Origin of the sequence: Hymenobacter fastidiosus, from assembly GCF_039539565.1 — a bacterium.
Classification (GTDB): Bacteria; Bacteroidota; Bacteroidia; order Cytophagales; family Hymenobacteraceae; genus Hymenobacter; species Hymenobacter fastidiosus.
Genome location: NZ_BAABDJ010000015.1, coordinates 217,546 through 230,290 on the forward strand (window position 1 = coordinate 217,546; position 12,745 = coordinate 230,290).

A 12,745-nucleotide genomic window follows, 5' to 3' on the forward strand; every position below is an offset into this window, starting at 1 on the left:
TCCGCTTCGGCTGAGCCCGAAGCTGCGGCTGCCCGGCCCGAAGCCCCGGAAAGCGAGGAGTACGCCGCCCCGGACGCCTCCAAGCTGTTGCTTTCCGAATCATCGGACGACGTGGAGGCCGTGACGGAAGCCACGCCCGTGACCGAGGAAACCGAGGAGGAGCCCAAGTTTGCCCCCGGCGAAACCATTCACGACGTGGCCACCGTGGCCGGCATGTACCAGAACTGGTTTCTGGACTACGCCTCCTACGTGATTCTGGAGCGGGCCGTGCCCGCCATCGAAGACGGCCTGAAACCCGTGCAGCGCCGTATTCTGCACGCCATGAAGGAGATGGACGACGGCCGCTTCAACAAGGTGGCCAACGTCATCGGTCAGACCATGCAGTACCACCCCCACGGCGACGCCAGCATCGGCGACGCAATGGTGAACCTGGGGCAGAAGGATCTGCTCATCGAAACCCAGGGCAACTGGGGCGACATCCGCACCGGCGACGGCGCGGCCGCCCCGCGCTACATCGAAGCGCGGCTGAGCAAGTTTGCCCTCGATGTGGTATTCAACCCCGACATCACCGCCTGGCAGATGAGCTACGACGGCCGCAAGCGCGAGCCGACCACGCTGCCCGTCAAGTTTCCGCTGCTGCTGGCCCAGGGCGTAGAGGGCATTGCCGTGGGCCTGAGCACGAAGATCATGCCCCACAACTTCCGCGAGCTGTGCAAGGCCAGTATCGACGTGCTTCGGGGCCGGGAAATCCAGCTGTTTCCCGACTTCAGCACCGGCGGCCTCTGCGACGTCACCAACTACAACAGCGGGCAGCGCGGGGCCAAAATCCGCCTGCGGGCCACCATCGAGAAGGCCGACAAGACCATGCTCGTCATCCGCGACATTCCCTACGGCACCACCACCACGGCGCTGATGGAAAGCATCGTGAAAGCCTCGGAAGCCAATAAAATCAAGATTAAAAAGGTGGTCGACAATACGGCCGCCACCGTGGAAATCCAGGTTCACCTGCCCACGGGCGTGAGTCCCGACCTCACGATGGACGCGCTGTACGCCTTCACGGACTGCGAAATCTCGATTTCGCCGAACACCTGCGTCATCATCGAGGATAAGCCGCGCTTCGTGGGCGTGGAGGATATGCTGAAGCTGAGCACCGGCAAAACGGTGCGCCTGCTGGAGCGGGAGCTGGAAATCCGCCAGGATGAGCTGCACGAAAAGTGGCACTCGGCCTCGCTGGAAAAGATTTTCATCGAAAACCGCATCTACCGCAAAATCGAGGAGTGCGAAACCTGGGCCGACATTCTCGAAACCATCGAGAAGGGGCTGGGCAAGTTCGTGCGCGTTGATGGGCAAAAGGCGAAGGCCGACGACCAGCGCATCGTGCTGCGCCGCGCCATCACCGAGGACGACCTCACGCGGCTGACCGAAATCCGCATCAAGCGCATCAGCAAGTTCGACGGCTTCAAGGCCGACGAGTACATTCAGAAGCTCGAAGCCGAGCTGGCCGAGGTCGCCGACCACCTGGCCAACCTCACCCGCTACGCCATTCACTACTTCGAGAATCTGCTGAAAAAGTACGGCGTGAACCGGGAGCGCAAAACCCAGCTCCGCACCTTCGACGTGGTAACGGCCCAGAAGGTGGCCGTGGCCAATCAGAAGCTTTACGTGAACCGCCAGGATGGCTTCGCGGGCTACGGCCTCAAAAAGGACGAGTTCATCTGCGACTGCTCCGACCTCGACGACATCATCGCCATCCGCCGCGACGGCTCCTTTACGGTAGTGCGCATTTCGGAAAAGACCTTCGTGGGCAAGGATATCCTGCACGTGGGCGTCTACAACAAGAACGACGACCGGCTGGTGTACAACATGATGTACCAGGACGGCCCCTCGGGCGTGGCCTACGCCAAGCGCTTCCTCGTCACGGGCATCACCCGCGACAAAGTATATGACCTGACCAAGGGCGGCAAGAGCTCCAAAGTGCTCTACCTGACGGCTAATCCTAACTCGGAGTCGGAGCTGGTGAGCGTGCAGCTCACCGACAAGGCCCCGGCCCGGGTGAAGCAGTTCGACTTCGACTTTGCCGAGCTGGCCATCAAGGGCAAGGGCTCGATGGGCAATATCGTGACCAAGCAGCCGATCAAGAAAATCACCCAGAAAAGCCTCGGCGACTCCACCCTGGGCGGCCGGGAAGTGTTCTTCGATGCCGTGGTGGGCCGCCTCAACACCGCCGGCCACGGCCGCTACCTGGGCACCTTCGATACCGACAACACGGTGCTGGTGGTGTATAAGGACGGCAGCTACGAGCTGCTCGCGCCCGATCCGGCCATCCATTTCGACGTGCCCAACATCGTGCTGCTGCGCAAAAATGACGCGGAGGCAGTAGTTTCGACGGTGTATATGGAAGGCGAAAACAAGACCCACTTCGTCAAGCGCTTCCACATCGAAACCACCACCATCGGCAAGCGCTTCACGTTCATCTCCGAAACCAAAGGCTCCAAAATGCTGGTCGTGACGGCCAACGCCGAGCCGCAGGTGGAAGTAAAGCTCCAGCGCGACAAGAAGGCCGATAAGGAAACCGAGAAGCTGCTGCTGGCCGAGTTCATCGACGTGAAAGGCTGGAAGGCCATGGGCAACAAGCTCAACTACTTCCGCATTCACGCCGTGAACCTGCTCACCGACGAAGGTCCCGAGCCCCAGCGGCGCGAGGTAGCCCGCAGGAAAGGCCCCGCTACCATTCCGCGCCCGGCGGCCGCCGCGGCGGAAGAAACCGGCCCGCTGCCCGAGCTGACCGGCCCGGTGGAAGTAACCAGCGAGGATGTGGAACGGGCCCAGGCGGTGCTGCGCCGACCAAAGGCCCAGCTGGGATTATTCTAAATTAAAGAGCCCTGGGGGATTCACCAGGGCTCTTTTAGTGTTGTTGCGGGCGAAGACGTGGTTTTCGGGGCCTCAGCACGCTGCGCACCTCGGCGGAAGCTATGTGTTCCTGGGCGGGAAATGCCACCAGTATTTTTACGGCCGCGGCCCAATCTATCCAAGCGCTAACTTTGCCGTCAATCTTTCCCTTTGCGTTGCGTCCAATCTGGAAGCTGGGGCCCTGCTTGCTGCTCAGCATACTGCCCGTAGCGGTCCAGGCCGGCAACGCAGCCGTCGTTGCCGGCTGCTACGTTACGGTCTTCGACATCGGCAAGCTGCTGGCCGAGGCTGAGGCGCTTCAGAAGCAGTACAAGGATTCGGAAGCGCTGGCTAAGTACGAGCAGATCCTGGGCCAGGTACCCGGCCATTACGAGGCGCTCTGGAATGCGGCGGTGCTGAGCGTCCGGATCGGGGCCCGCTACACCGACGAAACCCGCAAAGCCGCCTACTTCGCCGCCGCCCGGCTGTACTCTACGCGGGCGTTGGTGGTGAAGCCGGAAGGAGCGGAGGGCAACTATGCCGAGGCCCTGGTGTTGGCGAACCAGGCCACGCTGCTCAGTGCCCGCGGCCGGCTCATCGCCTACAGGGAAATGCGGGAGTACGTATTCAAAGCCACTGAAAAAGCCCCGAAGTGGGCCGATGCCTGGCAGCTGCTGGGCCGCTGGCACTACCGCGTCGACCATTACAACCCTCTGGAGCGGGCGTTCAGTAAATTGGTGCTGGGTGGTATGCCCAACGGGGCCAGCACCCGGCGCGCGCTGGTTGCCCTGGCCACCGCCCACGAGTTGGACCCCAAGCGCATCCAGTTCTGCTACGACCTGGCCCGGGTGCGGCTCAACCAGGGCCAGCGCAGCCAGGCTGTTGCCGTGTTGCAGGAGGCGGTCCAGCTGACGCCCGTAACGAGCGAGGAATTGGAAATGAGCCGCCGCTGCCGAAGCCTGCTCATGCAGCTCAACCGGCAAATGCTCCGGCAGCTGCACCGTAAGATCAAGGCCACCTAGCGGATGAAGGTAACCCGGCCGCTCTCCCGCGATACGCTCAGCAGGTGTTTTACTGGTCTGCGCCAGCCTTCTTTCCGGTAAATAACTGGTGCTGCCGGCCGCCCGCCGTCTACCTGCTTCCGTCGCGTATCTTTACGCCCTCTTCCAGTCCCTGCTTTCGTGAAGCTTCCATCCTCCCTTCTGCTGCTGCCCCTCTCCGCTGCCTTCTTCACGGGCTGCGACCGTACGCCGGCTGAGCAGACTGCGCGGATGGTAAACCTGCAGACGGTGCAGAGCGGACCCCGGATTCAGGCCCGCGAACTTGATGGGGCCATCCGTCGTCAACCCGGTAACGCGGCCTTGTATGCCCGCCGGGCGGTTTTTCGCCTCGATGCCGGCCAAACGGGCGCCGCGCTGCAGGACATCAATCAGGCCATTGAGTTAGACGATGCCCCCGGGGAGTATTACTTCACCAAGGCCCGGGCCCTGCGCAGTCAGGGCCGGCTGCAGGCTACGCTGGCCGCGGCCCGGGAGGCCTCCAAACAAGGCTTTTCCTCGCCCGACCTGAACCTGCTGGTGGGCGAAACCAACCTCGCCGCGCATAATTACGAAGCGGCCCTCGACCACCTCGACCGCACTTTACTGCAGGAGCCGGATCATGCCGCGGCCCTGTTCTATAAGGGCCTTGCTTACCTCTCCGTGGCTGATACCGGGCAGGCGCTGGACTACCTGCGGGCCAGCCTGGCCCGCGACCCGCGTCAGCCCGAAACCCTGCATCAGCTGGCCTTTCTCTCCAACGCCTACCGCCTGCCCGCCAACGCGGCCACCTACGCGGCCCGCGGTCTGAAGCTGGCCCCCGGCTACGGCCCGCTCTGGTACGACCATGGCCGCCAGTTCGAGCTCCAGAACCAGCCCGACAGTGCCCTGCGCTACTACCGCCGGGCCGCCCAACTCGACACCACCCTGTACCGTGCCGACTACCGCCTGGCGCTGAGTGAGTACAAGCTGCGCCATTATGCCGCCGCGCTGCCCCATTTGCAACGGGCCCTGCGCCGTGCCCCCCGGCTGCCTAATGCCCGGCAGATGCTGGCCGAGAGTTATGAGGCCCTTGGTCGTTACCCCGCCGCTGCCGCCCAGTACCGGGTGCTCGTAACGGAGCAGCCCGGCAACAAGCGCTGGACCTACAAAGCCTGGAAAATCGGAAACCGCGCCCGGGGTGTTTTTACCGACACCATCCGGCGGGCTGCTACTGCTCCCGTGGAACCCATTTCGGCGTCCCGGCCGTCGTTATAGGCTTTTATCCTCGTAGCGAAGTAGGGTGCGGGGCTTGCCCCCGCCCGTCGTTGAACGAGCTCCTGGTGATTCGTTCAACGACGGGCGGGGGCAAGCCCCGCACCCTACGCCGTTTTTGTCTTCCCCTTCGCCACGAGGATAACTCAAGCCAGACCGACAGGCTGGGGTTCCGCCGAAGCGGGACGGACCAGAGGAGCCGCGCCGTCCTCAGGGCGGCCATTTTATCCGCCCGGCATTACCCCATTCTTTACTTTAACTTCTAACTTGCGGCTTCACGCTGTTTGTATAGCTTCTTTTCCCCCTTTTCAACATGATTGACATTACGCTCCCCGACGGTTCCGTGCGCCAGTTTGTAGATGGCGCCACGGGCTACGACGTCGCCGCCAGTATCAGTGAAGGCCTCGCCCGCAACGCCCTCGGCGTCCGCGTCAACGGTGAAGTGCGCGACCTGCACCGGCCCCTCGACCAAAGTGCCAAGCTCGAAATCCTGACCTGGAACGACGAGGACGGCAAGTCGACCTTCTGGCATTCCTCCGCTCACCTGCTGGCGGAGGCGCTCGAAGCGCTGTACCCCGGCGTAAAGCTGGGAATCGGGCCGAGCATCGAAAACGGCTTCTACTACGACATCGACCTGGGTGAAGGCCGCACGATTTCCTCCGAGGACTTCCCCGAAATCGAGAAGAAGATCTTGGAGCTGGCCAAGAAGAAAAGCCCCTACGAGCGCCGCGCCGTGAGCAAGGCCGACGCTATTGCCTACTTCACCGAGAAGGCCGACCCCTACAAGCTGGATCTGCTGGAGCGCCTCGACGACGGCACCATCACCTTCTACACCCAGGGTGATTTCACCGACCTGTGCCGCGGCCCCCACATTCCCGATACTTCGCCTATCAAGGCCGTGAAGCTGCTCAACGTGGCCGGCGCCTATTGGCGCGGCGACGAAAAGAACAAGCAGCTCACCCGCATCTACGGCATCACCTTCCCTAAAGCCAAGGAGCTTACCGAATACCTCGAAAAGCTGGAGGAAGCCAAGCGCCGCGACCATCGCAAGCTGGGCAAGGAGCTGAAGCTGTTCGCGTTTTCGGATAAGGTAGGAGCGGGGCTGCCCCTGTGGCTGCCCAAAGGCACTGCCCTGCGCGAAAAGCTGGAGCAGTTCCTGCGTCGGGCCCAGATGAAGGCCGGCTACCTGCCCGTCGTGACCCCGCACATCGGCTCCAAGGAGCTCTACGTGACCTCGGGCCACTACGAGAAGTACGGGGCCGACTCGTTCCAGCCCATCAAGACGCCTAACCCCGGCGAGGAATTCTTCCTCAAGCCGATGAACTGCCCCCACCACTGCGAGATCTACAAAACCGAGCCCCGCTCGTACCGCGACCTGCCGGTGCGTCTGGCGGAGTTCGGCACGGTGTACCGCTACGAGCAAAGCGGCGAGCTGCACGGCCTGACCCGCGTCCGCGGCTTCACCCAGGACGACGCCCACATCTTCTGCCGCCCCGATCAGGTGAAGGAGGAGTTTCTGAAGGTTATTGACATTGTGCTCTACGTGCTCAAAGCCCTGGATTTCCCCGACTTCACGGCCCAGATCAGCCTGCGCGACCCGGAGAACAAGACCAAGTACATCGGCTCGGACGAAAACTGGGCCCGCGCCGAAAGCGCCATTCAGGAGGCTACCGCCGAGAAAGGCCTGACTACCGTGACCGTACTGGGCGAGGCGGCCTTCTACGGCCCCAAGCTCGACTTCATGGTGCGCGACGCCCTGGGCCGCCGGTGGCAGCTCGGTACCATTCAGGTCGACTACAACCTGCCCGAGCGCTTCGACCTGGAATACGTGGCCTCCGACAACTCGCGTCAGCGCCCGGTGATGATTCACCGCGCTCCGTTTGGCTCGCTGGAGCGCTTCGTGGCCGTGCTCATCGAGCACTGCGGCGGCAACTTCCCGCTCTGGCTTTCGCCCGAGCAGTTCGCCGTATTGCCCATCTCGGAGAAGTATCAGGACTACGCCCAGCAGGTGTACGACCGCCTGATACAGGCCGAGCTGCGGGGCACCCTGGACAGCCGCGACGAGAAAATCGGTCGTAAAATCCGTGACGCCGAAATCTCCAAGATTCCCTACATGCTCATCGTGGGCGAAAAGGAACAGGAAAACGGTATCGTCTCGGTGCGCAAGCACGGGGAGGGCGACTTAGGCTCCATGCCCATCGATGCCTTCATCAAAAGCTTCCAGGCTCAGGTAGCGGAGCTGATGGACGGGAAAGCATAAGCTGTCGTTGCGAGGAATGAAGCGATCCGTCCTCTGAACGGAGCCCCGCTCTTTTTTCGAGAAGGCCCCGACGGACACTCCCGCCTTGTCATTCCCCAAATCTTGAGCGGGCTTGCCCGGATATATTTCACGCAGGGTTCCGCTGAGGTAAAGCGCAGGGTCTCGCAGTGCCATTCAGTAAAAATACGGCGGAACCCTGCGCTTTACCTCTGCGAGACCCTGCGTGAAAGCTTCCTCGCTGCCGCTACAAAAGTTTTCGAGAAGGCCCCGACGGACACTCCCGTCGGGGCTTTCTACCTGAGAGAAAGGAGGTGGGTTGCGCAGAATAGATTGCTTTGCGCTACTGGCAATGACCACCGTATTCGAACTATCCCAGCTCATAATTCCTTGTCAGAGACCCGTGGCGGGCGGCTTTCTGGGCTATTTTATATAGCCGCTTTTTTAGATTCGAAAAAAAGCCGGATATTCGCCCCCTCATAGGACTGCCGAAATACGTATTTTCGTGGCCCAATGAGTACAAACAGACTTTTAAGCTCACCTTTCAGAAGGAGGACCAACTCATAGCTACCCCAAATCGCCGCTACATCCCCCGCGCTCAGGTGGAGGAGCCGTTCAAAATCAACCAGAAGATTACGGCCCGTGAGGTACGCCTGGTCGGTGAAAACATCGAGCAAGGCATTTACCCGATTGAGCAGGCCCGCAAAATGGCCCAGGAGCAGAATCTCGACCTCGTGGAGATTTCGCCTACCGCCGTCCCGCCCGTGTGCCGCGTTATCGACTACTCGAAATTCAAGTACGAGCAGAAGAAGCGCACCCGCGAGATGAAGGCCAAGGCCACGAAAGTGATCCTCAAGGAAATTCGCTTCGGCCCGAACACCGACGACCACGATTTCGCCTTTAAGCTGAAGCACGCCCAGGAATTCCTGAAGGAAGGTGCCAAGATCAAGGCGTACGTGCACTTCGTCGGGCGTTCTATCGTCTTCAAGGAGCGGGGCGAAATCCTGCTGCTCAAATTTGCCCAGGCCCTCGAGGAGCTGGCCAAAGTAGAGCAGCTGCCTAAGCTCGAAGGCAAGCGGATGTTCCTTTACCTGGCCCCGAAGGTGGCTCCATCGGTGGCGAAGCCTAAGCCGGTCGCCAAAGAAGGTGCCGCGGCTCCCGCCGCCAAACCGGCTCCTGTTGCGGCCGAGGCCCCTGCGGCTGCCGAGGCTCCGACCCCGGCCGCCGCTGAGTAGCTACCGTCGGCCGCAAGGAGGCTTCGGCCTGTTGCGGCCCACTAACCAGCTTTTTCTTTTTTTCTCAATCATACCACAATGCCAAAAGTAAAGACGAAATCCGGTGCTAAGAAGCGTTTTACGCTCACCGGCTCGGGCAAGGTGAAGCGGAAGCACGCCTTCAAAAGCCACATCCTGACCAAGAAGACGACCAAGCAAAAGCGTAATCTGACGCACATCACCTTGGTAAGCTCCGCGGACATGAACCGCGTGAAGGACATGCTGAATATCTGATTGGTTTTTAGCTGTCCGTTTTTGGTTTTTGACTCTTCGGGCCAAAAACCAAAAACCGCCAACCAAAAACCAAACAATTTTCCAACCCGGTGTCCGGTCTCGAAGACTTTATTGAATAGTCACCGGCCGCCAAAAAAAAGTAGGTTATGCCAAGAAGTGTAAACCATGTGGCCTCGCGCCACCGCCGCAAGAAAGTAATGCGTCTGGCGAAAGGCTATTTCGGCCGTCGCAAAAACGTATGGACCGTTGCCAAAAACGCCGTTGAAAAAGCGCTGCTCTACGCTTATCGCGACCGTAAAACCAAAAAGCGGGAGTTCCGCGCCCTCTGGATTCAGCGTATCAACGCTGGTGCCCGTGAGCACGGCCTGTCCTACTCGCAGCTGATGGGCGGCCTGAAGAAAGCCGGTATCGAGCTCAACCGTAAGGTGCTGGCTGACCTGGCTCTGAACCACCCCGCAGCCTTCAAAGGCATCGTGGAGAAGATCAAGTAGATCTTTTGCAGGAGCACAAAAAAAGAGCCTGACCATATGGTCAGGCTCTTTTTTTGTGCTCCTGGTGTTGAAAAAAACCTTTATGGGAGCGGCAGGCTCACGTCCGTTGAGGAACCTGGTGCAGGGCTTCCAGCAGCCAGTGGCGAGCTGTACTCATCTCCTGGAACAGGCGCATCCCGGACTTGCTGCCCACGCGTAAGTGCATTTCTTCCGCCGAGGCCTGACTAAATACCCCCGGGGAAACGATGTGGGCGAAGCGCTGGAGGCCGGCCCGTAGAGCCTTGGGCAGCCATTGCTGCTCAATCCAGTCGTTGGCCTGCTGCCACGAGCCTATTAGCCCCGATTATTATTAAGCATGTAGTGCCAGTGAGGAGCCTCTGATAGGGTCAGTACGCCCGGGCCGCCCTGAATCACCGCGTCGGTCGAGAGCAGGCCCTGCCGGCTGTTATACACCCAGTTCCGGGCGGTATCGTATCCGGTCGGGAGGCAGGTCTTACCAAACGGGTTTTTAAATTCCCGCGGCATAGGGGAGAAAAGCAGCCCCGGCCAGCAGCCGGCAAGGATGGTAGCCTAAGGTAGCCTGAGATACTGCACTCCGCGAAAAAAAGAAAACCGCACCGGCGGAAAGGCCGATGCGGTTTCACCAGGTAGCGGGAGGCGGGTACGATCCGCCGACCTCAGGGTTATGAATCCTGTGCTCTAACCAACTGAGCTACCCCGCCGGGTTTTTGGTGCCGCAAAGGTAGGAACAAGATTCGAACCCGTGCAAGCCCTACATGAAAAAAAACCCGCGTATATTGGCCCCGACCCGCTATTGAGTCAGCCGAAGGTCAGCCCTCTTTCCTTGTTTTGTTCAGCTTATGCCGCTTTCTGCTACTCGTTCCAAACACCGCTTTACGGTAGAGTTACCCGTAAATGCTTCGCCCAAAATCCTTTATCCCTACCTGGCTTCGGCCTCGGGACTTTCGCAATGGTATTGCCAGGATGTGCACATCGATGAAGATCATCGCTACAACTTTATCTGGGACAACCAGCCTCATTTTGCCGAGATGAGCTCTCACCGCACGAATCGTTCGGTTCGTTTTGTCTTTCTGGATCAGAATAAGCGGCATACCACCGACGCGAACTATCTGGATTTTACGCTGGAAGAGTCGCAGCTGACGCAGGAAGTCTACCTGCGAATCGTCGATTATTCGGAAGAAACCGACGATAGTGAGCTGCTGGACATGTGGGAGGGCCTGGTGCTGAAGCTGCGTGAATTAGTCGGCGGCTAGAGTCAGCCCAAAAAAATCCGGGAGGGGTAAGAGCGAAACGGGGCGTACCTTCGTTTTACTCTTACTCCTTTTTTTGTTGGCCCTGTCCGATGTGGATGCGGGGAGTACCGTTCATGAAAAAACTCGATAAATTAATTTTACGCGCTTTTGCCGGGCCGTTTCTATTGACGCTGGCCGTGGTGCAGTTCATTCTGCTCACCCAGTACATGCTGAAGTATCTGGACGACCTGGTAGGTAAAGACCTGGGAGTGGCCATAATTTCCCAGCTCCTGTTCTACTTCAGTGTGCTGATGGTGCCGGTTTCCCTGCCCCTGGCCGTGCTGCTTTCGTCGCTGATGACCTACGGCACGCTGGGCGAGCACCATGAGTTGACCGCCATTAAAACCTCCGGCATATCCCTGACCCGGATTCTACGGCCGGTGTTGCTGGTTGCCGTGGCCCTGGCGGGCTTTTCGTTCTGGTTCAATAATACCATTGTGCCCAAGGCCAACCTGAGCGCTTACAGCCTGCTCTGGGACCTGCGCCAGCAGAAGCTGGCGCTGGATATCCGGGAAGGCGTGTTTTATAATGGCATTCCGGGCTACACGATCAAGGTGAACCAGAAGCTGGGGGAGAATGGCGACGTGCTAATGGGGGTCATGATCTACGACCACACCAACGGGCAGGGCAATTCCACCGTGATTCTGGCCGACTCCGGCCGCATGTTCACGCGCTTTGGGGGGCAGTATCTGGGCCTGGAGCTGTTTCGGGGCACGATGTACGTGGAGCAGCCCGATGCCCGCGACCGGGCCGGCGCCAGCTTCGTGCGCGAGGCGTTTGACCGCAACATGATTACCTTCTCGCTGTCGTCGTTCGACCTGAACCGGACCAAAAAGGAGCTGTTCGCCGAAAACAAGATGATGAAGAATCTGCCGCAGCTGAAAAGCTATACCGACTCTTTGCATCAGCGGCTGACGCTGGAGCGTAAGCAGCTGCCTCAGCAGCTGACGCCCTACTACACTTACCTGCGCTTTGATACTACCGGCCAGAAGCAGGCCCGTCGCATTGAAAGCTGGCAGGTCGCGACCACCCGCCTGCCGGCGGTGAATGCTCAGTTTCTGGAGCAGGCCGCCAACCGGGCCCGGAACGTGAAGGCTTATGCTGGCAGCACGGGCGAGCGGCTGAGCAACCTGGCCAAAGAAGCGGGCAACTTCCGCATTGAGATTTACCGCAAGTATGTGCAGTCGGTAGCCATTCTGCTCATGTTTCTGATTGGCGCACCCTTGGGCGCCATCATCAAAAAAGGCGGGCTGGGGGTGCCGGTACTGATTTCTATCGTGTTTTTCATCGTCTACTACGTGCTGTCCATCATGGGCGAGAAGTACGGCCGGGAGGGCGTGATGCCGGTTGGCATTGGCATGTGGATGTCCACCATCCTGTTGCTGCCTGCCGGGCTGGTATTCCTCAATCAGGCCCGCCGCGACTCGGGTCTGCTCGAGCTGGACTTCGGCCGCCTGATCCCCGCGAAGCTGCGCTGGCCGTTCCGCGGCTACCAGCGGTCGGTGTGAGTCAACCAACAATGATCAATGAGCAATGATCAATGAGCAATTGGGCAACCCGGCCCGGGCAGAAAGGCGTAGGCTCATTGTTAATTGTTAATTAAAAATGTACCTTTGCGGCCATCCCGAAATGCGGGGTGGTCCTTTTCTCTTTTTTTCACGCTTAATCCAAGACGGGGGAACCTATCTGCCGATGAAACTCACTACCGAAATCAAGCAGTCTATTTTCGAAAAGAATAGCCTCGCCAAGACCTCAACCGACACGGGTTCGGCTGAATCGCAAATTGCCTTGTTCACGCACCGCATCACCCACCTGACGGAGCACCTGAAGGTAAACAAGAAGGACTTCTCGACCCGTTTGGGTTTGCTGAAGCTCGTTGGTAAGCGTCGCCGGCTGTTGGATTACCTGCAGCACCGCGAAATCAACCGCTACCGCGCCATCATCAAGGAGCTGGGCATTCGCAAGTAACCCACCTCGCTGGAGTAGGGAACCCTCA

The 12,745-nt window shown here is 59.7% G+C and carries 9 protein-coding genes, 1 tRNA gene and 1 pseudogene; 10 read left to right on the top strand and 1 reads right to left on the bottom strand.

The window, feature by feature from the left end:
- Positions 1 to 138 precede the first annotated feature (138 nt).
- The 7 genes and pseudogenes from ABD833_RS09925 to rplT all read left to right on the top strand — a co-directional run bounded on the left by ABD833_RS09925 (position 139) and on the right by rplT (position 9,436).
- Complete coding sequence (locus ABD833_RS09925; protein WP_345072758.1) at positions 139 to 2,871, top strand: DNA gyrase/topoisomerase IV subunit A; 2,733 nt, start codon at positions 139 to 141, stop codon at positions 2,869 to 2,871.
- A 194-nt stretch (positions 2,872 to 3,065) separates the two neighbouring features.
- The gene (locus tag ABD833_RS09930; RefSeq protein ID WP_345072684.1) at positions 3,066 to 3,911 is read left to right on the top strand and encodes a tetratricopeptide repeat protein; all 846 of its coding nucleotides are present in this window, start codon (positions 3,066 to 3,068) and stop codon (positions 3,909 to 3,911) included.
- 159 nt (positions 3,912 to 4,070) lie between these two features.
- Positions 4,071 to 5,183 (top strand): tetratricopeptide repeat protein, encoded by a 1,113-nt coding sequence (locus tag ABD833_RS09935; protein ID WP_345072685.1) that lies wholly within the window; start codon positions 4,071 to 4,073, stop codon positions 5,181 to 5,183.
- Positions 5,184 to 5,493: 310 nt separating this feature from the next.
- A complete protein-coding gene (thrS, locus tag ABD833_RS09940) occupies positions 5,494 to 7,440 on the top strand; it encodes a threonine--tRNA ligase (protein WP_345072686.1) in 1,947 nt (648 codons plus the stop codon).
- A 560-nt stretch (positions 7,441 to 8,000) separates the two neighbouring features.
- Positions 8,001 to 8,549, top strand: a pseudogene (infC, locus tag ABD833_RS09945) (translation initiation factor IF-3); the annotation flags it as partial.
- 201 nt (positions 8,550 to 8,750) lie between these two features.
- Positions 8,751 to 8,945: a 50S ribosomal protein L35 gene (gene rpmI, locus ABD833_RS09950; protein WP_345072687.1), complete on the top strand. Its 195-nt coding sequence runs from the start codon at positions 8,751 to 8,753 to the stop codon at positions 8,943 to 8,945.
- 146 nt (positions 8,946 to 9,091) lie between these two features.
- Entirely contained in the window at positions 9,092 to 9,436 is a 345-nt protein-coding gene (rplT, locus tag ABD833_RS09955; protein WP_345072688.1) for a 50S ribosomal protein L20, read from the top strand.
- A 648-nt stretch (positions 9,437 to 10,084) separates the two neighbouring features.
- Here rplT and ABD833_RS09960 read toward each other — a convergent pair.
- A tRNA-Met gene (locus tag ABD833_RS09960) sits at positions 10,085 to 10,158 on the bottom strand.
- A gap of 138 nt (positions 10,159 to 10,296) precedes the next feature.
- Between ABD833_RS09960 and ABD833_RS09965 the strand changes: the two genes are divergently transcribed.
- The 3 genes from ABD833_RS09965 (at position 10,297) to rpsO (ending at position 12,717) form a co-directional block, all read left to right on the top strand.
- On the top strand, positions 10,297 to 10,710 hold the full coding sequence (locus ABD833_RS09965) for an START-like domain-containing protein (RefSeq protein ID WP_345072689.1): 414 nt from the start codon (positions 10,297 to 10,299) through the stop codon (positions 10,708 to 10,710).
- 113 nt (positions 10,711 to 10,823) lie between these two features.
- Positions 10,824 to 12,257 carry an LptF/LptG family permease gene (locus ABD833_RS09970; RefSeq protein ID WP_345072691.1) on the top strand — a complete coding sequence of 478 codons (1,434 nt, stop codon included), beginning with the start codon at positions 10,824 to 10,826 and terminating at the stop codon, positions 12,255 to 12,257.
- 184 nt (positions 12,258 to 12,441) lie between these two features.
- Complete coding sequence (rpsO, locus tag ABD833_RS09975; protein ID WP_135499481.1) at positions 12,442 to 12,717, top strand: 30S ribosomal protein S15; 276 nt, start codon at positions 12,442 to 12,444, stop codon at positions 12,715 to 12,717.
- Positions 12,718 to 12,745 lie beyond the last annotated feature (28 nt).

Bases quoted from the DNA above. Each gene is read 5' to 3' on its own strand.
- thrS (WP_345072686.1), top strand. From the start codon at position 5,494: ATGATTGACATTACGCTCCCCGACGGTTCCGTGCGCCAGTTTGTAGAT.
- rpmI (WP_345072687.1), top strand. From the start codon at position 8,751: ATGCCAAAAGTAAAGACGAAATCCGGTGCTAAGAAGCGTTTTACGCTC.
- rplT (WP_345072688.1), top strand. From the start codon at position 9,092: ATGCCAAGAAGTGTAAACCATGTGGCCTCGCGCCACCGCCGCAAGAAA.
- ABD833_RS09965 (WP_345072689.1), top strand. From the start codon at position 10,297: ATGCCGCTTTCTGCTACTCGTTCCAAACACCGCTTTACGGTAGAGTTA.
- ABD833_RS09970 (WP_345072691.1), top strand. From the start codon at position 10,824: ATGAAAAAACTCGATAAATTAATTTTACGCGCTTTTGCCGGGCCGTTT.
- rpsO (WP_135499481.1), top strand. From the start codon at position 12,442: ATGAAACTCACTACCGAAATCAAGCAGTCTATTTTCGAAAAGAATAGC.